Origin of the sequence: Rhodoflexus caldus (genome assembly GCF_021206925.1) — a bacterium.
In the GTDB taxonomy this organism is placed as follows: domain Bacteria; phylum Bacteroidota; class Bacteroidia; order Cytophagales; family Thermoflexibacteraceae; genus Rhodoflexus; species Rhodoflexus caldus.
This window is the reverse complement of sequence record NZ_JAJPRF010000002.1, coordinates 278,369-298,565: the sequence shown is the minus strand read 5'-3', so window position 1 is coordinate 298,565 and position 20,197 is coordinate 278,369. Positions and strand designations below refer to the sequence as shown.

Annotated in this window: 18 protein-coding genes and 1 other RNA gene; 6 read left to right on the top strand and 13 right to left on the bottom strand. The window is 45.9% G+C overall.

Annotation, left to right across the window (positions count from 1 at the left end):
* Positions 1 to 5: 5 nt before the first annotated feature.
* From priA to NDK19_RS03395, 7 genes are all read right to left on the bottom strand, one after another.
* Complete coding sequence (gene priA, locus NDK19_RS03425) at positions 6 to 2,495, bottom strand: replication restart helicase PriA (protein ID WP_250630434.1); 2,490 nt, start codon at positions 2,493 to 2,495, stop codon at positions 6 to 8.
* 57 nt (positions 2,496 to 2,552) lie between these two features.
* On the bottom strand, positions 2,553 to 2,858 hold the full coding sequence (hpf, locus tag NDK19_RS03420; protein ID WP_250630433.1) for a ribosome hibernation-promoting factor, HPF/YfiA family: 306 nt from the start codon (positions 2,856 to 2,858) through the stop codon (positions 2,553 to 2,555).
* Between the two features lie 88 nt (positions 2,859 to 2,946).
* On the bottom strand, positions 2,947 to 3,867 hold the full coding sequence (locus NDK19_RS03415) for a tyrosine-type recombinase/integrase (protein ID WP_250630432.1): 921 nt from the start codon (positions 3,865 to 3,867) through the stop codon (positions 2,947 to 2,949).
* Positions 3,840 to 4,490 (bottom strand): hypothetical protein, encoded by a 651-nt coding sequence (locus tag NDK19_RS03410; RefSeq protein ID WP_250630431.1) that lies wholly within the window; start codon positions 4,488 to 4,490, stop codon positions 3,840 to 3,842. Before NDK19_RS03410 ends, NDK19_RS03415 begins: the two co-directional genes overlap by 28 nt.
* 103 nt (positions 4,491 to 4,593) lie before the next feature.
* An RNA gene (rnpB, locus tag NDK19_RS03405) (RNase P RNA component class A) lies at positions 4,594 to 4,990 on the bottom strand.
* Between the two features lie 201 nt (positions 4,991 to 5,191).
* Positions 5,192 to 6,229, bottom strand: coding sequence for an FAD:protein FMN transferase (locus tag NDK19_RS03400; RefSeq protein WP_250630430.1), 1,038 nt, complete (start codon positions 6,227 to 6,229; stop codon positions 5,192 to 5,194).
* 260 nt (positions 6,230 to 6,489) lie between these two features.
* On the bottom strand, positions 6,490 to 7,107 hold the full coding sequence (locus NDK19_RS03395) for a cysteine hydrolase family protein (protein WP_250630429.1): 618 nt from the start codon (positions 7,105 to 7,107) through the stop codon (positions 6,490 to 6,492).
* Positions 7,108 to 7,220: 113 nt separating this feature from the next.
* Here NDK19_RS03395 and lptB point away from each other — a divergent pair, with 113 nt between their 5' ends.
* The 3 genes from lptB (at position 7,221) to NDK19_RS03380 (ending at position 10,163) form a co-directional block, all read left to right on the top strand.
* Positions 7,221 to 7,958, top strand: a complete 738-nt coding sequence (gene lptB / locus NDK19_RS03390) for an LPS export ABC transporter ATP-binding protein (protein ID WP_250630428.1) — start codon at positions 7,221 to 7,223, stop codon at positions 7,956 to 7,958.
* A 69-nt stretch (positions 7,959 to 8,027) separates the two neighbouring features.
* Positions 8,028 to 9,563 (top strand): GH3 auxin-responsive promoter family protein, encoded by a 1,536-nt coding sequence (locus NDK19_RS03385; RefSeq protein WP_250630427.1) that lies wholly within the window; start codon positions 8,028 to 8,030, stop codon positions 9,561 to 9,563.
* A gap of 165 nt (positions 9,564 to 9,728) precedes the next feature.
* Positions 9,729 to 10,163, top strand: a complete 435-nt coding sequence (locus NDK19_RS03380; protein WP_250630426.1) for a TM2 domain-containing protein — start codon at positions 9,729 to 9,731, stop codon at positions 10,161 to 10,163.
* Positions 10,164 to 10,232: 69 nt separating this feature from the next.
* Here NDK19_RS03380 and NDK19_RS03375 read toward each other — a convergent pair whose 3' ends face one another.
* Together NDK19_RS03375 and NDK19_RS03370 are read right to left on the bottom strand one after the other, a co-directional pair.
* Positions 10,233 to 12,512, bottom strand: coding sequence for a TonB-dependent receptor (locus NDK19_RS03375; protein ID WP_250630425.1), 2,280 nt, complete (start codon positions 12,510 to 12,512; stop codon positions 10,233 to 10,235).
* A 102-nt stretch (positions 12,513 to 12,614) separates the two neighbouring features.
* Positions 12,615 to 13,067, bottom strand: coding sequence for an HYC_CC_PP family protein (locus NDK19_RS03370; protein ID WP_250630424.1), 453 nt, complete (start codon positions 13,065 to 13,067; stop codon positions 12,615 to 12,617).
* Between the two features lie 287 nt (positions 13,068 to 13,354).
* On the opposite strand from NDK19_RS03370, the gene NDK19_RS03365 reads away from it, so the two are divergent.
* From NDK19_RS03365 to NDK19_RS03355, 3 genes are all read left to right on the top strand, one after another.
* A complete protein-coding gene (locus NDK19_RS03365; protein ID WP_250630423.1) occupies positions 13,355 to 14,875 on the top strand; it encodes an NAD(P)H-hydrate dehydratase in 1,521 nt (506 codons plus the stop codon).
* 131 nt (positions 14,876 to 15,006) lie between these two features.
* Complete coding sequence (locus NDK19_RS03360) at positions 15,007 to 15,621, top strand: hypothetical protein (protein WP_250630422.1); 615 nt, start codon at positions 15,007 to 15,009, stop codon at positions 15,619 to 15,621.
* 13 nt (positions 15,622 to 15,634) lie between these two features.
* Complete coding sequence (locus tag NDK19_RS03355) at positions 15,635 to 16,513, top strand: DUF3822 family protein (protein ID WP_250630421.1); 879 nt, start codon at positions 15,635 to 15,637, stop codon at positions 16,511 to 16,513.
* A gap of 11 nt (positions 16,514 to 16,524) precedes the next feature.
* On the opposite strand, the gene NDK19_RS03350 is transcribed toward NDK19_RS03355, so the two are convergent.
* From NDK19_RS03350 to NDK19_RS03335, 4 genes are all read right to left on the bottom strand, one after another.
* The gene (locus tag NDK19_RS03350) at positions 16,525 to 17,016 is read right to left on the bottom strand and encodes a hypothetical protein (RefSeq protein ID WP_250630420.1); all 492 of its coding nucleotides are present in this window, start codon (positions 17,014 to 17,016) and stop codon (positions 16,525 to 16,527) included.
* Between the two features lie 105 nt (positions 17,017 to 17,121).
* Positions 17,122 to 17,343: a DUF2795 domain-containing protein gene (locus tag NDK19_RS03345; protein ID WP_250630419.1), complete on the bottom strand. Its 222-nt coding sequence runs from the start codon at positions 17,341 to 17,343 to the stop codon at positions 17,122 to 17,124.
* 95 nt (positions 17,344 to 17,438) lie between these two features.
* Positions 17,439 to 18,695, bottom strand: coding sequence for a DUF349 domain-containing protein (locus tag NDK19_RS03340; protein WP_250630418.1), 1,257 nt, complete (start codon positions 18,693 to 18,695; stop codon positions 17,439 to 17,441).
* Positions 18,696 to 18,846: 151 nt separating this feature from the next.
* A complete protein-coding gene (locus NDK19_RS03335; protein ID WP_250630417.1) occupies positions 18,847 to 20,115 on the bottom strand; it encodes an asparagine synthetase B in 1,269 nt (422 codons plus the stop codon).
* Between the last annotated feature and the right edge of the window lie 82 nt (positions 20,116 to 20,197).

Genomic DNA, 20,197 nt, shown 5'->3' with positions numbered 1-20,197 from the left:
CCGCTTTACACGGGGTCAACATCGACAACGACCTTTAACTCTTTGAAGGTCTTGTTTTTTATGAGGTTGTCCATGGTCGTGCCGATGTATGCTTTCATTGCTTTGAGTGAAGTGCCTTGTCGCTCAATTTTGACGAGCACGTTGCGCAAATATTGATTGCGGATGCGCTCAATAGGGGGAGCTTGCGGCCCTAACACGCGGTTGCCGCCTAAACCATTGCGCAATGCCACGGCAAGGTTCTGTGCCGCTTTTTCCACCTCTTCTGCCGACTCTCCCTTAACGGTCAGTTCTATCAGTCTGGTAAAAGGCGGGTAGTGGTAATGCTGACGCTGCGGCAGTTCATCCTTGTAAAAGTCTTCAAAATGATGAGCCGCCACATGCTCGAGTATCGGGTGGTGCGGGTTGCCCGTTTGAATGATGACCGTTCCCTGTGCGGCTTTTCTGCCTGCTCTTCCTGCTACCTGCGTCAATATCTGGAATACGCGCTCATGTGCCCTGAAATCGGGATAGTACAAGGCGCGGTCTATGTCAAACACTACTACCAGCGCTACATGGTCAAAATCGAGCCCCTTAGTAACCATTTGCGTACCTACCAATATGTCAATTTTATGAGCAGAAAAATCCTCAATGATATTTTGCAGACCATATTTTCCGCGAGTAGTATCTAAGTCCATGCGCTGCACCACAGCATCGGGAAAAAGCGATTTCACGGTATCCTCTATTTTTTCGGTACCATACCCCACTGTCTTGATTTCGTGCGAGCCGCACTGTCGGCAGGTGTGCGGCGGGTTTTCTCTGTAACCGCAATAGTGGCAGCGCAATTCGTTGCTGTGCATGTGAAATGTGAGGCTGACAGCGCAATTTTGGCAATGAGGCACCCAGTTACAGGTCTGGCAGGAGAGGTGGGGAGCATAGCCGCGCCGATTCTGAAACAAAATCACCTGCTTTTTTGCCTCGAGCGTTGTACGTATGGCCTCTAATGTGACCGGTGCAAATTCGCCTATCATGCGCTTGGCTTTGCTTTCATGTTTTGTATTAATAAACTGAATGGCAGGCAGTTGTGCATCATTGAATCGCTGTGTCAGCCGCACGTAGCCGTAGCGTTTTTCGGCTGCATGATAAAAACTTTCCAGCGATGGCGTAGCTGTTCCCAGTAGCACTTTTGCACCGTGCATATGCGCCAACATCATAGCCGCATCGCGGGCGTGGTAACGCGGTGCAGGGTCGTATTGCTTGTAGGAGCTATCATGCTCCTCATCAATAATAATCAAACCTAAATGACTGAAAGGCAGGAAGATAGAGGAGCGAACCCCAACAATTACATCAAAACGCCCGTCCATGATGCCGTGCCATACTTCCACCCGTTCATTGTCTGAAAATCGGGAATGGTAAACCCCCAGCCGATTGCCAAAAACGCGCCGCAAACGGGCGACAATTTGTGTTGTTAAAGCAATTTCCGGCAGCAGCAGCAGCACCTGATTGCCCGACTGCAACATTTGGTCTATCAAGTGTATGTAGAGTTCAGTTTTACCCGAGCCTGTAACGCCGTGCAGCAATACTGCCTGCTTTTTGTCCCATAATGAGATGATTTTTTGTAGCGCATTGCTTTGTGCATCAGTGAGTTGCGGAAGCTGAAAGTCGCCCGTCGGTAACTCTTCCAACCGCGAAACGATTATTTCAAACTCTTCCAGCACTTCATTTTTCAGTAGTGTTTTGTATGCACTTTCCGACAGATTGGCAGTAAGCAGCGTGCTTTTGGGAATGCCGTTGAGTTGTTGCTCCGGTTCGGCTTGCCAAGGAATCAGCGATAAATACCTGAGAATCAAGGCCTCTTGTTTGGTATGTTTAGCAAGCCTGTCTAACAGTTCAATCAGGGATGCCTCATCTTTGCCGCGCCAATTGGCATGTAACCTAACTTTTTTGATGGTTTTGGGCTTATATTTTTCTTTGAGTTCCTCAAAAATCAGGATACATTCTTTCTGCAAAAGCGATTTTAACAGGCTGTAAATCTGTTTGTTACCCGAAATTTTAACTGCCTCTTCATAGCCCAAGGTTTCATTTTGCCGCAGAGCGTCCAGCAGCAGCAGTTCCTTTTCGCTGAAATTATCAGGGTTGAGGTCATCTGCCGCCAAGGCCGGATGAAGTTGGATGCGCGACTCGCTGCTGAGTTTCAGCCCGGCAGGTACGGCCACGTTCATTACTTCGCCCCATGTGCAGATGTAGTAGTCGGATACCCACTCCCAAAATTGCAACTGCAAAGGAAGAGCAATGGGCTGGCGGTCTATCAAATCCAGAATCATTTTGGTTTGATAGTCGCGCGGCGGATTTTCGTGGATGCGGATAACGATGCCTGTTAGGATGCGCTTTTGTCCGAATTGTACAACTACTCTTGTACCTTCGGCAATGGTATCGTTCAAAGCAAGGGGCACGCGGTAGGTAAAAGTGCCTTTAAGCGGGAGGGGGAGAAGAATATCTGCAAAAAAAGTCTGACGCATTGACAACCAAGAGTTAGGAGTTAAGGACAACCAAGTGCCCTTAACTCCAACACTAAATTATGACTTTGCAGTCAGTTTGTCCTTGTATTTTTTCAACTGTGCTTTCAAGGATTCAACTGCTTCATCCATTGCGGCTTCGAAAGAGATGTTTTGCTCTTTGGCAAAAATGCTTCCACCCGGAATGAATAATTTAACTTCCACTACTTTGTTTTCTCTGCTGTGCTCGCCTTTTTCTAAGCGCAGATAAACTTCACCACCGGTGATGCGCTCAAAGAAAGTGTCCAACTTATCAGCTTTTTTCTGGATAAAATCCAACAGCTTGATGTCAGCATCGAAATGGATGGAATGAATCTGCAGTTTCATAATACACAAATGTTTAAGTGGAAAATAAAAAATAAAACCCGTTTACAGAGGGCTTATGTCTGTTGATACGCCCAATATTAACAAAATGTTACGAACGAGGATGAGCGTCTTCAAAAACTTTTCGGAGTTTTTCAATAGAGGTGTGTGTGTACACCTGTGTAGCGGCAAGACTACTATGACCCAACAATTCTTTAACGGCATTCAGGTCAGCGCCGCCATCCAGCAGATGGGTGGCGTAGCTGTGTCGCAATACATGCGGGCTGCGGCGTTCAATGGTGGTAATCATATCCAGATGTTTTCTTACCGTTCTGTAAATCAGCATGGGGTAGGCTTCTTCGCCTTTGTCGGTGCAGACAAGCGGGCTGTGAATGGCTTCCCCGAATAATTGTGATTTAATTTGAATATAATTTTCCAATAAAGCAAATATTTGGGGGAGTAGTGGCACAATTCTTTGCTTGCTTCCTTTGCCCCATACTTTTATCTGCCGATTAGAAAAATCTATATCGCTGATTTTCAGATGAATCAACTCGGAAAGCCTGATGCCGGTGGTGTATAGCAGAATCAGTATCACCTGTTCGCGTGCCGTGATAAACTCATCGGCCGGTAGTTCGGTGAGTGCTTGCCATAGTTGCCGCGCATCGGTTTGCGGCAAAAAGGGTGTGATTTTTTTATCTGCTTTCAGTGCTTTCAGTTTCCGCAAAGGCGATTCTTCTATCAGTTGCTCTTGTATGGCAAACCGATAGAAGCTGCGCAGCGCTGAAAGTTTACGGTTAATGCTTCGGGCTGTAACCTGTTCGTCGTCTAATAAAGAAATCACCCATGCGCGTACATCGTGGTAGTCGGCTTGTGTGATTTGCTGTTTGTTACCTTCTGAAAGGGTTTGTAAAAAACTTTCAAACTGCTCTAAATCAGTAAGATAGGCGTTTTGTGTATGTTTGCTGTAACGCCGCTGTAATGCAATAAAATCAATGAAACGGCGGATTATTTCTGAGCTTGGTTTATTTCCCATCGGAAACCTGTTTGACTCCAAGTTACAGAAAATTCTTTTTTCTTGCCTTTGTAGGTTTCAAACTTACCGCTGTATATGGTATCAACGGCCGTTCTTTGAAGGGTAAACAACGAAATGGTGTCTTTGGCATCCGACAAAATTTTTTGCATTTGCTTTTTGGTTAAAAAGCCGAGCGTAGCTGAATCGTTGGCAGGTCGCCAGCCGAATTCTTCATGGGCAAACAGTTGTATTTTTTCTCCGCTTTTAAATACTGCTTCGCCTTGCAGTTCGTTGGGTACGCGGCTGTTTTCTATGGGTTTCAGCGAAACACCGACGCAGGTTTCCTGCATTTCTTTGCTCAGGCGGCGCAACATGATAGAGTTGATGGTTTCTTTCAAGGCTACCGAATCGTCTTTAATCAACACCATTGCCTGAATGGGCATGCCATTTTCCATCATGGCGTCGGCAAAGTAGAGGTTTTCCTGCGGCTCGGGGGTAAGTTTGAGTTCCGTGATTACGCTGCCTCCTATAACGCTCAACTTTTTACGCACCTGACGGTCTATTTCTATCTGCTTATCTTCTGAATTACAAGCAGTTAGTTGAAAGAAGGCAAGCATGGAGAATAGTAATATCAGATTTTTCATGGCTTTTTTAGCGTAAAATTAGTCTCAAAAACGGAAGTTGTATGGTTGCTACTTAAATATAAACCCGACAGGGCTTGTACAACCTGTCGGGTTTTAACAATATCGGGAAAGCAGACCTGTAAGCCGGGTTCTGTCGAGTCTTATCATTTATCTGGGACTGCCGTCGCCGACAGCCTCTAACGGCCTACCCACCGGAACAGCGCCGAGGCGCTACGAACGAGCAGCCCGCGTGGCCGAAGCCACATTCCGGCCTATTTGGCCTTTCAACCCGTAAGGTTTACCATGCAACAGACGTTACCGCCTGCCCGGTAGGCTCTTACCCTGCCTTTTCACCCTTACCCAAAGGCTACACGTAGCTTTCGGGCGGTTTGTTTTCTGTGGCACTGTCTGTGAACGGCGACTTTCGCCGCCGCCCCCCACCCGTTAGGTGGTACGGTGCTCTGTGTTGCCCGGACTTTCCTCAACTGCCTTGCGGCAGCCGCGATAAGACAGCCTGCCTTCTGTTGCAAAGATAAAGAGCTTTTCGGAATGCGGATTGGGATTTCGAGTTTGAGCAGTTTCAAAAGTTCCTATTCAAATAGGCTGATGGCTCTCTGACCGCCAACGGGGATTTAGCAAAAGCCCATCAGTCTGACAACGCCTTCAACAAAACAACGTTTCGTTTTATGTCCCCTAAGCAACGGAGTGCGGGATGACAGTTTTTATTCTACAATAAATTTTTGTAGTGCGGGCGAAACGTAGGTTTGCAGTTTATCCCCTTCGGCAAATACCAGCAACACGGGCATTTGTCGGCTTTCGGCATAGGCTTTGGCCTTTTCCGTTCCCATTACCATAAAGGCCGTCGCCATTGCATCGGCTGTCATGCAGTCTTTTGCCAATACGGTGGCACTCAATAGGTTATGCTGAACAGGTCGTCCGCTTACGGGGTCAATCGTGTGGGCATATCGCTTGCCGTCTTTTTCGTAGAACTTGCGATAGTTGCCACTAGTGGCAAGTGCCATGTTTTCCACGCGAATTTTTGCCTGAATCGGGTTGCCGCCTTTTTCTTCGTATTGCGGGTTGTCTATGCCAATCAGCCATGTTTCGCCGCGTTGGTTTTTGCCCTTGCAAACCACTTCGCCACCGACTTCTACCATGTAATTTTGGATGCCGCGCTGCTCGAGCAAGCGGGCAATCAAATCGGCGCCATAGCCCGGGGCAATGGCATTAAACTCAATGGTAACACCTTTTTTGGTTTTTTTGATGGTATTACCTGTTACGACAATGCTTTCGAAATCAATGAATTGCTTAACAGAGTCCACGTTGGGTTCGCGTTCGGGCAGGCCTTTCTTAGCACCAAAGCCCCATGCCTGTACTAACGGATAAACTGTTGGGTTAAATGCGCCTTCTGTTTCGCGGTAAATTTCGCGGCTGCGCTCCAATACGGGAATAAAAAACGGCAGTTTGGGCATAATAGAGTCTTCGCGGTTGAATCGGCTGATTTCCGAATCGGGGATATAGGTAGAAAGCGACAGATTGAAAACTTCCAACAAAGAGTCAATCGCGGCCTGATAATTGGCGCGGTTTTCGTCCAAATAGCTGATATTGTAGGTAGAACCCATTGCAGGGCCGCTGATTTTTACCAGTGGGCTATTGGCAGTTTGTTCCTTACTGCTGTTTTTACGGTAAAAATAAACTGCTGCCATCAGCGCGAACAGCAGCAGCGTGTAAACAATGTTTTTGCGTTGAAGTGGAGTCATGTGTCAATCAAATAGTTAAGCAAAATTTTGTCTGTTATTAAACTGCCGGCAGGGATTTCGTCCGCTGACAGCGTTTGCTTAGACCATCCCTGCCAGCGGATTTAGAAAAGCGTTTTGAATTGCGTTCTTTTTTACCGCGGAGAACGCAAAGGTTTAACCGCAGTGTGCGCAAAGAAAAGATTCATCATAAAAATACTCAGCGCGCTTGGCGTAACGCTCAGCGGGCTTTGCGGTAAATTTGAAAGGTCGTTTTAAATTGCTTACTTATAGGTATCCAGCAAATCGGCCATGGCATCGCAAATAATCAACGGTGCTACGTGGCGCAACGAATTGAGCGTATCCTGATGTGCTTCTTCGGAGAATGATGCGCAGCCGTCGGAGAGCAGCACCACCTCATAGCCATGCGAAAGGCCGTCGCGGAGTGTGGCAGCTACGCCGCTGTTGGTTACAATGCCGCCAATGAGCAACGTGCGAATGTTTTGCTTGCGCAAAATAAAGTCGAGAAAGGTTTGATAAAATGCTGAAAATGAGATTTTATCAACCGTAAAGTCGGCCGGAGCAAGTTCTTCTACCAGCCGATGACCAAAATCACCCGGGCAGAAATCTCCTTTAGTGATAAAAGGGCGTGCTTTTTTCAGCCCTTCCGAAATCATCGGTTCGCCGTCCTTACCGGGCAGCAAGGTAAACTGTGTAGAAATAATCAGCCCGCCCGCGCGACGAAGTGCGTCGGCAACGGTTACTAACCGCCGGATAAGTCCCGCACTGTCGGGAATATGCAGCCCATTTCGCGGATAAGCACCTTTTTTGAAGAAAAAATCGTTTTGCATATCTACCAGCACAAGGGCGGTTTGTTTGGGGTTTAAATCTTGCGGTGTCATTTCTGCTTTGCTTGCGGTTAAAATTCGTTAAGCGCGTGGGTTTGGCGTTCATTCAGCTAACTTTGCGCCGTTACAAAACTAAACAATTCACCGTAAACTTAGCCCGTAAACCTATGCTGCTTCGCTCGGAACACCTCTTTAAGAAATACAAATCGCGATTAGTGGTGAATGATGTATCCGTTGAGGTACGTCAAGGGGAGATTGTAGGCTTACTGGGGCCAAACGGAGCGGGCAAAACGACTACTTTCTACATGATTGTAGGGCTGATTAAGCCGAACAGCGGCAAAATTTATTTGGATGAACAAGAAATTACCGACCTGCCCATGTACCGCCGTGCACGGCTTGGCGTTGGCTATTTGGCACAGGAGGCCTCTGTTTTTCGCGACCTGACGGTAGAAGAAAACATCCTCGCACCGCTGGAAATGACCAATCTGACCAAAGCCGAACAGCGGCAGCGCGTAGAAGAGTTGATTGAGGAGTTTAGCCTGACCAAAGTGCGCAAAAATTTGGGTAAGGTACTCTCCGGCGGAGAGCGCCGCCGCACAGAAATTGCACGTGCACTTTCGGTGCGCCCTAAATTCATTCTGCTCGACGAACCTTTTGCAGGCGTAGACCCGCTGGCAGTCGAGGAAATTCAATACATCGTTTACAAGCTGAAATCCAAAAATATCGGCATCCTGATTACCGACCATAATGTGGACGAAACGCTTTCCATTACCGACCGCGCATATATCCTCTCCGAAGGCAAGATTCTTGTTTCCGATACCCCCGAAAATCTGGTAGTCAATCCGGTGGTACGTAAAGCCTACCTCGGCGAGCGCTTTGAGTTTAAGCGCAAGTTTTTCGAGTAAAAATCGGCCGCACGAATTGGAATACTTGTTTTTTGTAGATTTGCAGCCATATCTAATGCCTGTAAATTTATGGAGTGGTTCAATACGATTCTTACTTGGTTAATGCGCCGTCGTTTTCCGCAAATAGAGCGGTTTATGAACCATCCGCACGATGTGCAGCAAGAAATTTTCCGCCATTTGATTAAAACAGCCGCTGCAACCGACTGGGGACGCAAGTATGGCTATGCCGATATCCGCAACCGCGAGCAATTTGCCGCCCGTGTGCCTGTGTCTGCCTATGAAGACCTTTACCCGCAGATAGAGCGAGTGCTGCGCGGCGAAAAAAATGTTCTTTGGCCGGGCGAATTTACATGGTTCTCCAAATCATCGGGAACGACCAATGCCCGCAGCAAATATATCCCTGTTTCCGAAGAACATTTGCAGGAATGTCATTACAAAGGCGGTAAAGACATGCTTTGCTTGTATGTCAATAATTACCCCAACACGCGTGCTTTTTTGGGTAAAAATTTGGGAATCGGCGGCAGCTATCAACTGAATCCTTTTAACCCCAACACCTATTGCGGCGATGTTTCGGCATTGATTATGAAAAATTTACCCATATGGGCTGAGTTTTTGCGCACGCCGAGCATTGAAGTAGCTTTGATGGATAAATGGGAAGAAAAAGTAGAAAAAATTGCCCAACTCACCATCGGCGAAAATGTTACGGGCATGTCGGGAGTTCCCACATGGACGGTGGTACTGCTCCAACGCATCCTTGAGCTAACAGGCAGGCAACACATCCGTGAAGTATGGCCTAATTTGGAAGTTTTTTTCCACGGAGCAGTTTCATTTACGCCCTATCGCGAATTGTTCCGCCAACTGATTCCCGCGGACGATATGCACTATATGGAAACCTATAATGCTTCGGAGGGTTTCTTTGGCATCCAAGACCAACGCGACAGCCAAGACCTGCTGCTCATGTTGGACTACGGGGTTTACTACGAATTTATCCCGCTGGAATTTGCGCAAGCCGACCATCCGCCGACTGTGGGTTTGGCAGATGTGCAGGTTGGCAAGTCTTATGCCATGATAATTTCTACCAATTCGGGGCTTTGGCGCTACAAAATCGGCGATGTAGTGCGCTTCACCTCCACCAATCCGTACCGCATACGCATTGCAGGGCGAACCAAGCATTTTATCAATGCTTTCGGTGAAGAAATGGTGGTAGAGAATGCCGACACTGCCCTTGCATATGCCTGCAAAGAAACCGGACTGATTGTCAATGATTATACCGCTGCACCTGTTTATTTGGGTATAGACAACAAAGGCGGCCATGAGTGGGCAATAGAGTTTGAAAATTTTGACGCTTCTTTGCACTCTTTGGAATGTTTCACGCAACTGTTGGACGAAAAACTGCGCGAAATCAACTCCGACTACGATGCCAAGCGCTACAAAGACCTTGCCTTGACAGCACCTGTTATCCATGCCCTGCCCAAAGGGACTTTTTACGCATGGATGGCAAAACGCGGAAAACTCGGTGGACAGCACAAAGTGCCGCGCCTGAGCAATACCCGCGAATATTTGGATGATGTACTGGCCATGAGGCGCAGTTCCGTAAAAGTTTAAAATCGCCCGATAAATTCATCTGAAATTTACCTGATAAATTCTTTGCAATTGTAGGAAAATGCTAACTTTCGCAAGAAAGGAATAACACCGAAATCCTCAACATCAGGTGGCGGATGCCGAAAAGCCGATGAGTAGGCGTTTTGCTAAACTTTATATCATTATTCTATGAACAGACTTTTTAAACTGTTTACGTTTGCTCTGGTAACTTGTGGCATTCTGATGTCTGCTGCTCCAATTTCCGATAAAAAAGCGGACAACCCGGCAACGGTACAGGCAGAATTGCAAGCGGTACGCGACCAACTGCAAGCAAAGGCACAAACAGGCGAACTCTCTAAGGCTGAAGTCAAAGCACTCAAAAAAGCGGAAAAGCAATTAGACAAAATGGAAAAGAATGTGGCCGAAGGGAAGAAATGGCTGGTAGCAGTGCTGCTATGCTTTTTCCTCGGTGGCTTGGGCATTCACCGTTTTTACTTAGGTTATACTTGGCAAGGCGTTGTGCAACTGCTCACGCTGGGCGGCTTAGGTATTTGGGTACTGATTGATTTCATCCGCATTTTGATTCGTGACCTTAAACCTAAAGGTGGCGACTATGTAGATTAGGCATTTGTAGTTTTACACGAAATAACAAAGCCGCTCCTGTAAAAAAAGAGCGGCTTTTTTGTTGAATTTTTAATCAATCATAATCCTTACACCTGTGTAGAGCATCCGCCCCATGATGGGGGCCCAAATGATGCCTGCATCAAAATGCTGCCCCCAAGGATTGTCAGCCTGCACAATCGGGTGCATTTGCATAAAGTTGCCCATGTTTTCCATGCCTAAATATACTTCCCAAGTGCGGAATACCCGTGTTACTTGGCTGTTAATCAAGAAGTAATGGGGCGAATAGGCACGCCAGTAGGGAGCACCTAACGCAGGCGTATGTCCGCCATGGTCTTCGCCGGGCATTGGCATACCTACAAGCGGTGCTATGGGCAGGCGTTTAGCCCCATACCATTGTACGGTCAAATCAAAGCGCCAGCGCTTAATGTCTAAGGCAGCATTGCCCATTGCACGGTGCTGTGGGATAAATGGTACTTGCCGCAACTCATTGCCAATTTGTGCGCGAACATCGTAGTATTTATAAGCTCCCGTAATGCTCAGACCGTCGGCAATTTCGTATTCGCCCTGTACCTGAAAACTATTGGCAAATGAGCGCCCGTTGAGGTTATATATCTGCACCTGATGCGGGTCGCTGTCCAAATCTACAATTGTCTGATTTTCAAAATTTGTACGGAATACATCTACTGTTACAGAGCCATTGCGGTTGTTAATCAGGAATTTTTGATGCAGACTGCCGCCCATGTTCCATGCAAACTCGGCGCGCAGATTGTCCGCAATATTCAGGCGGCGATTGCTGACCAAGTAGCCCATATTTTCGGCAATGGGGTTTGCATAGCGCATACCTCGCCCTGCCGAAAGGCGCAACGAGGTGAGTGGGCTGAAGTCATATTTCAGGTGCAAGCGCGGCGTGATTACGTTGCCTGCCAAATTGTGCCGGTCGTAACGCAAGCCCGCTACCACAACCAATTTGCGAGGTATGGTAAAACTGTATTCGGCAAAAGCACCTGCTGTGCGCTCATGGCGAATGCGGTCGGTGTTATTATACGTTTCGTCATAGTTATCCATGGAAGCACTTACACCGGCTTTCAGGATGTGGTTATCGCCGAATTGGTTTTGATAAATGCTGTTGAACAGCAAATATTGCTGCCTGCCGTTGTAGCGGAAGTCGCCCCATAAGCCTTTTACATTGTGGTTAGATGCATTTACAATAATGCCGATACTTTCTGTTTCTTTAGGCAGAAAAAAGCCTGTTTTGCTGAAAAACTCGGTGCGTTGGTTTTCCCAACGGAAGCCATAGATGCCGCCGCGCACGCTAGGTGTATTTTTGCGGAAATCTAACTGTCCGCCCATTTTGTCATCGTAGAGTGCCTTAATACCAAATTGTGCCTCCATTTTCTCGCCGTTGTACTGCCAGCGGCTGATACCATTCAATTGAGAAAATTGCGGAGCATCCAAAAAGCCGTCTTCATTGAAATCTTCGCGGAATCGCTGTCCGCTGCCGTGCAACAAAGTAGCGGTAGCCCATTTGGAGTTGATTTTTTTGCGCCAGTGGATATTTTGTTCGGCTCTGCCAAACTGATTTACATAGGTGTTAAAAAACAGCCGTTCCGTATCTTCAAAAGGTTTGACTAACTCCACATTAATTTGCCCGGTAATAGACTCATAGCCATTTACCACACTTCCCGCACCTTTGCTGATGTCAATAGAGCGCACCCAAGTGCCGGGTATAAAATACATGCCGCTGCGTGCAGACAGTCCGCGAACGGCCGGCAAGTTTTCCGACGAAATTTGCGCATACACGCCATCCAGCCCCAACATGTGGATTTGTTTAGCACCCGAAACCGCATCCGAAAAACTTACATCTACCGAAGCCTGTGTTTCAAAACTTTCCGACAGATTGCAGCAGGCAGCCTTTCGCAAGTCTTTGACGGTAAGCACATCGGTGCGAATCGGGCTGAATTCGTCATTTTTACCTGCCGTTACGGTTACTTCGCGCAGCTCGAGTGGTTGCAGTATGATTTCAATATGAGTTTCCTTGCCGTGTTGGTGCGTATGTGCTTTGTGAATATCGACAGTATCGGTTTTATAACCGGCAAAACTTACCACAATCAGATGCGCTTTAGGGTCATTGGCAGGGTATTTTAATGCAAAATGCCCTTTGGTATCCGTTACAGTGCCAACCGTTGTGCCCAACCACATAATGCTTGCGCCAATGAGGGCGTGTTCCTCTTTGCCGACCTGTTCGGCAACATATCCGTGAATGGTTTTAACTTTTTGCTGAGCAAAAATAAAAGAAGCAGATGACAGCAATACAACTGTCAGAAATAGGGTTTTTATATGCGATTTCATGATTTTCAGATGGTTAAAAATTGATTTTTGTCAATAGCGACATAAAAAACCCGACAGACGCAAAAACGTTGTCAGTTTTTTTAACAGACAATCAATTTTTAACTACAATCTGAATTGCTGAATCACAGGCAGCAGCAGTTTGCCTGTACGGAAAACAGGAGGGGAGTAATTACCTGCATCAACCTGTTCATCAACGGCATAGCTTATTTGAAAAACAGGCGGCAGCGCACCGAAAAGATGTTCAGGTAATGAAAATACGATGGGAGGAATTGCTAATTTGAGACTTTCGGCAAGCGGCGCGCTGTCTGTTTTGCGAAATTCATACTGCAAGTCGCAACAACCCCCATCTTGCTCATGCTCAGGCAATTGGCGGTGTTCGTCCCCATGGTCGTCATGTAGGGAACAGCAACTGCCATCCGCCGCTGCATATGCAGAAACCGCTATTAATTCGCCTTCCGCAGCGCAATAGTGCTTGTAGAAAGTTGCTCCGGTGGAAGCAACTACTACCTGCAAGGCCAACAGCAAGCTGAAAATATGGCGCAATTGTTTTTGCATATGTCGGTAAACGCAAATTTTAGCAAAAAAGTTCATCCCATGCCTCGTCCTGTTTAAATTGATGCAGGTATGATTCCCAAAATTCACCAGAACAATTATAGCCGCTATTACCGTTTGAAAGGGCTCAGGGCGGCATTTGCCAACTTTTGAGGGCCATCAGTTTCATCATTTTATATAAATTCACAATACAATTGACCTATTGAAGCTATCATGAGTAAAAAAACAGGAAAAAGTTGCATAACAGCACAGGGTTCATTTTCTTTCGGAAAAATAGTAGAACTCAACCTGTGAAAATCCTGACTGCCCGCCAAATTCGCGAAGCGGACGCCTATACAATTGCCCACGAACCCATCAGCTCGCCCGAGTTGATGGAACGTGCAGCTACTGCTGCCGCCGAGGCATTGGTAAAGCATCTGCACAAGAAAAAAGTACAGGCCAATCGGATACACTTTTTCTGCGGCAGAGGCAACAACGGCGGTGATGGGTTGGTAATGGCACGCTTGCTCAGCGGTCAGTATGAAGTTGCCGTTTGGATTTGTCCGGTGCCGGATAAGCCAAGCGCAGACTTTGAACTGAATATGAGGCGATTGCAGCAAATAAGTAACATATCCATTCAACTGCTCCAACCCAACTGCGAACTACCCGAACTCTTACCCGATGAAGTGTGTGTGGATTGCATTTTCGGTTCGGGACTCAATCGGCCGCCGCAAGGATTTATTGCAAAAATTATTGGTCATCTTAACAAAGGACAAGCGTATAGGGTTGCCATAGATATACCATCCGGCATGTTTGCCGACAAGCCTGTTTTGTATCCGGAGACGGTATTTCATGCCGATTATACCATTACCTTTGAATTACCCAAACATAGTTTTCTGTACGATGTAAACTATTCGTTTACAGGAGAATGGGAGGTGGTGCCTATTGGTTTGCATCCTGATTTTTTGAAGAATGCGGCAACTGCGACATTTCGCACCGATATGGGGATGATAAAAAAATATTATCGGCCGCGCGGCAGAAACACGCACAAAGGGAACTTCGGACACGGGCTCATCATTGCAGGCAGTGCAGGAAAAATGGGCGCTGCCATTCTTGCCGCTCATGCTGCCATTCGCTCGGGTATAGGTTTACTTACAGCGGCTGTACCTGCCATCGGGCTTTCAGCCATGCAAACGGCAGTACCTGAGGCAATGTGTGTAATAGATGCCGGCAATACGATTATACATCGCTTGTCGGAAATTAAATCTTACCACAGCATCGGCATCGGCCCCGGTATCGGTCAGGACAAAATGACAGCATCAGCCATTGAGAATTTATTGCAACAAAACATCAAACTACCCATGGTATGGGATGCCGATGCCTTGAATTTGCTTGCGCAAAACCCGCGCTGGTGGGATATGATACCTTCGGGAAGCATTCTAACGCCTCATCCCAAAGAATTTGAACGCCTGACAGGGATAGCAGTCAATGATTTTAAACGCCACGAAATACAACTCACATTGAGTAAAAAACATGCCTGTGTCGTTTTACTGAAAGGGGCTAATACCTGCATAACCACTCCCGAGGGATTGACTTACTTTAACTCCACGGGCAATGCGGGCATGGCCAAAGGAGGCAGCGGTGATGTCCTGACCGGTATTTTAACGGCACTGCTTGCACAAGGCTACCCCTCAGACCAAGCCGCAATTCTCGGAGCCTTTTTACACGGGCTGGCAGGCGATATAGCCGCCGATGAACTTTCTCAGGAGGGCATGAAGGCAGGCGACCTGATTCAATATTTACCCTTAGCGTGGCGGCAAATCGCATCTTAATTATAACAACCGATGCCAATCCCTAACTATTTCCAACTAAAAAGCATCTTTTTTACTAAGAGTGCAGTATGATTTGTGCGAAAATGCTATAATTGCGATTGAAAGAAACTCCTTCCCATTTTTAAAACGATATGAAGAAGACTCAATTGTTTACTATTCTGATGGTGCCTGTTATTGCGGCACTTGCCTATTTCCTTTATGCGGGTATCAAAAATAAGGTTGATGAAGACCGCGAGATTAAAACAAGAGAAGCGGCCGTAATTGAACGCCTGAAGGAAATCCGTGAAGTACAAAAATGGTTCTTATTGGTAAATGGTCGCTACACCGGCAGTTGGGATACGCTTCGCTCTTTCATTGCGGAAGGTGTAATTCCGATTGTAGAGAAAAAGGAAACCATTATTCAGCGTCCGCCCGATAAAGCCTATTTGGGCGATAGTGTTCGCGTTACTTACGACACCCTGAGACGTGAAAAAGTATTAGATTACCTGTTCCCCAAATCAAAGTATCCTAATTTTAACTTAGAAAAGTTCAGCTGGGTTCCGGGTTATGATGACCCCAACAAACAGTTCAAAATGTATGCGGGTAAACTTACGCAAAAGAGCGGTGCAAAAGTGGACGTAATAGAAGTGGTAGACCCATATCCTTTTGACAAAACCCGCAAAGAAGACCACCCGAACCGCAAACGCCGTTTTCTGCGTTTCGGTGCTCAGGATGAAGTATCTACAACAGGTAACTGGGAAGACTAATTCATACAGTATTTTGGAGAATAACGCTTTTCACTCTTTGCTGCAACTGCGCAGCTCGGCTTTCAACACAGAGCATATTGACCAATATGCTCTGTGTTTTAAGTTACATGCAGGTATTTTTGAAGCCGTAGCCTTTCACATTGCCGATAAAATACTTGTGTATTACGAACGTTTCAGCCTATCTAAAAACTTTCCTCTTTCGGAAACTTTACCACAATTGATTACCCAGCATCCGTTTTTGGGTGCGGGTTATTGGAAGGAAATAGCATTACTCGAGGCAGAATATCCTTTTGTGCAGGTGCCTGCCGAATTTTTCAGGGCAGACCAAGCCACGGAAATACTGCAATTGCACAGTAATTTTAAACCCGAACAAATGCGCGCGGCGTTTGTTCATCACACTGCGTTTAATTTGGTAAATGTCTTTGGCTGCAACATCGAGCCGTTAACCATTCTTGCAGAACTTTATCCGCTGCGCGAATTACAATACGCCCACGTAAGCGATGCCATATTGCACGGTTTGCATTCAATCCCCGAAAAATTAGATTACAGATATTTACATCTGCTTGTCAATCGCAATACGCTTATTGCTGCTTTTTTCAGGGCGGGTAATTTGCATTTGCTGAATGCCTATCAGTTCGACACGCCGGAAGATTTTATTTACTACGTATTTTTTATTACTACCCAACTTGGGTTAGATAAAGACGAAACGGAGCTGTTGTTATGGGGAGATATAGGCGCATCATTTGCCGGCCGTCTTTCCATCTTGCAGCGCTACTTTCCTCATGTTAGTTTCGGTTCCAGACCCAAAGGCCTGCAATATCATTACCAGTTTGATGATTTGGAAAATCATGCTGCTTTTGACCTATTAAGCGCTTATTACCTGTTTGCATAAGCCGGTTGCTGCTATCTGAAATAGCGTGCCATCCAAGATTGCGCTGCCGGAACAAATAAGCTGTTGCGCACGGCTTGAAGCGTATTGGCTTGCATGTTGAGTATGGGTGTATCGGCTTGGATATGCTGCAATTCAATCTCTTGCTTAATTTGCGGCAGCCGCACGGCTTTAAGTTGTTCGTTTTGCTGATAGAAAACACGCCCGCCGTCTAAAAGATTAACACCCATTTGGCGTTCTATTTGGCGCAGTAATGCAACGGATTTGTCTATGGAACATCCGGAAGGAGGTGTTTGCGACTCATCTACGCTAAATAAAATTATCTGGTGATGTAGTATTGCAGCTGATGCCGTAAGACTTGTACCATGGCTGTTCCATCCTTTGGTAAATTCGGCCAACCAACCATTAATCACTGCTTCTTCTTGCGGGGTAAATGCCCTGTCGGATGCGTAAAGCCATACACGCGCGTAATCGGGCATAGCAATGGTTGTTGTCAATAGTTCCATAACTGAAATTTGGTTAAAATTTTATGCTGCAAAAATAATAAATACGGCAGAAGTAGGAACTACCGCTGCCGTATGAAAGAATTAAAGCAGAAACTGCTTGTTTAATTAATACTCATCATCGTTAAAGAGGAAATCTTCTCTTGTCGGATAATCAGGCCATATTTCCTCGATGCTTTCGTAAGGTTGACCGTCATCTTCAAGTTCCTGAAGATTTTCTACTACTTCCAATGGCGCGCCTGAGCGCACAGAATAATCAATCAACTCGTCCTTTGTTGCAGGCCAAGGTGCATCTTCAAGATAAGAGGCTAATTCAAGTGTCCAATACATAGTGCAATGGAATTGTTTTTCGTGAACGGTAACAATAAAACTATTAGAAATGTTCCTGATACAGGTATTTTTTCCTTAGCAAAAATCGGGCAAAATCAGTAGTTTGACATCAACTGCGATTGCAGTTTTTTCAGTATCCGCTGCTTGGTTTTCAGTTTGTTAATCTGATTCAACTTTTCCATGTCAATGGAACTTCCTTCGCTGTCTCCCGAGCGGCGGTTGGCAGAGTAACCGTCGCGTGCGTTCAACTGGTTCAGCACAAATTCATCTTCTTTGATGGAATCTTTCAACAAGCGGATTTTTATCTTCAATTGCTCGAAGCGCGTTTTCTCGCTGAAATGCTCATACTTGGTTTTGGCAGTTTGGTCAAGGAAAAACGTTTCAAAGATTTCGTTACATGCTATTTTGAAGCGTGTATTGTAATCTTTGTCCATCGGATGTTTGAGTTTGCCTAATCGCTTCCATTCTGCCTGTATGCTTTTTACCAGTGCTATTTGCAATGGTTCGTCGGTGCGCAACATGCCTTCAACCTTTTCGCAGAGTTCTTTTTTGCGCTCAATGGGGTTTGCATTGATGCGTTCTTGCAGACGTTTTAATTTTTCGTTGAAAATTTTTACTTCTGCGTGCATCTTTTTGGTGAGCTCCTTGAAAAAGCGGGCATTGATTTTTCCGACAACCTTCCACTGCTTTTGCAGGCGCGTAATTTCTTGTTGCGCATTTTCGGGCATTTCGGCATTTATTCTTGCCATTTCTGCAAGAATTTCTTCATAGCGTATTCTTCTGCTTTCCAGAAGTGCTTTACGCTGTTCAAAGAACTGATTTTTTCGCTCAAAAAAGGTGTTGTAATAATTGTCAAAGGCCTTATTGAAACTTTCTTCTTCGTTCTCGAATGTGCTTCCTGTCTTAATCCAGCGCAGTTTAAGTTCTTTGAACTTCTTGGTGAAAACGTTCCAGTTGGTGCCTTGGCTGAGTACTTCTGCTTCTTTGAGCAGGTTGGTTTTGATTTCGTGATTTTTAATCCGGTTTTCGTGGATGTAAGACCTGATTTCGGCTTCAAGTTCGTCTAACTTGCGAAACAGCGAAGGAAAATCGCCTAAGCCGTTAAACTCGGCCAAATAGGTTCTCATGTGAACAAGTTTCATCAGGTAAGAACCTTTGTTGGTAGTGTTTTGAATGGCTTCGGCAAGTTCTGCTACTTTACTTTCGGCAAGCTCAAAACGCTTAATGAAATACTGAAGGCTGGCTTCTTCACTTTCTTTTACCAGTCCGATTTCGCGGTCAGGAAAATCAAAATACCCTTTTAAAAAAACTTTACCGTCTTTGGTATAGCCGAATGTAGTTAATGAGTCCATGGTACGGGGTGTGGTATTGTGTTAGTTTACATAGGTTTATGCATAAAATGCGTGCTTTAAAACTTAAAGACCGCAAGTAACTGCATGTTTAATTGCACTGTCAAATTATTAATTCCGTTTTGAATTTTCAAAATTACAAACTTATTCTGAATCAGGTTTTTTGTTTTTTCTTTTTTGCAGCCGGAAACAGAATGTTATTCAGTATGAGGCGATAGCCCGGTGAGTTGGGATGGAGGTTCAAGTCAGTAGGCTCTTCGCCAACGAAATGCTGGTAGTCTTCGGGGTCATGGCCGCCGTAGAATGTCCACGTGCCTTTGCCAAAGGTGTTGTGAATATACCGCGCTTCATCGCAACTTTTGGTCTCGGCCAAAATCAGCACATCGGATTTGATAAGGCGTTTTTTGAAGCCTGTTGTCTGCCCCATAAATCCTTTAATGTTGGTTTCGTGGTTTTGGGTAAGCATGGTAGGCACAGGGTCCCATTTGGCCGAGAACTGAAACAGTCGGAAAAAATCGTTCCGCTCCGTAAGGCCGCGTTCGCCCATTTGGTTGTCAATATTGGAATATTCCACATCGTATGGGTCTAAAATCACGCGGAAATCTTTGAAGGCCAGCGTTTGAGAAAAATCTAACTTGTTGTTAGCTCCGGGGTCGTAGGGGTCGCCGTCATATACCGCATCGCATATGTCTGTATTGTGAGCAGCAAGTGCTATATCGTAAGTATCGGTTGCTGAACACATGGCAAATAAAAATCCGCCACCTGCACAATAGTCGCGGATTTTGCGAACTACTGCGAGTTTCAGTTGTGAAACTTTTTTGTAACCATACTTACGGGCAATGTCTTCAAATTCGCGTTGTTGCTCCTGATACCAAGGCTGACCGCTGAAGTTGCGGTAAAATTTTCCGTATTGCCCTGTGAAGTCTTCATGGTGAAGGTGCAGCCAATCGTATTTGGGAAGCATCCCGTCCATCACCTCTTCATCAAAGATGATGTCATAGGGAATTTCGGCGTAGGTGAGCACTAAGGTTACGGCATCGTCCCACGGCTGTTTGGTTTTGGGAGAGTAAACGGCAATTTTGGGGGCAACTTCCAGTTTCATCACGTCCATATTGGCTTCGGGATGCGCGATGTCTTCTTTGATGCGCACGGCCTGTGCGTCGGAAATTACCTCATAGCTGACGCCGCGTATAATCAGTTCGTTTTCAAACTTTTGCGCATATTTGAACATGAAACTGCCGCCACGGTAGTTGAGCAGCCACTCCGCTTCTACTTCTTGTTTAAGAACCCAGTAGGTAATGCCGTAGGCTTTCAGATGGTTTTGCTGTGCTTTATCCATCGGAACCAGAATATAGGAAGCATAAGCCGCCACACTCCAACAAACCGACAGGATGAGCACGAATGGTATTTTGAGTAGTTTCATTGGGGTTCCGTTTAATTTTTATTTGAGTAACTCTATTTGTATTTGCAAAGTTTCAATGCAACGCATTTTGCCCTCATACGGG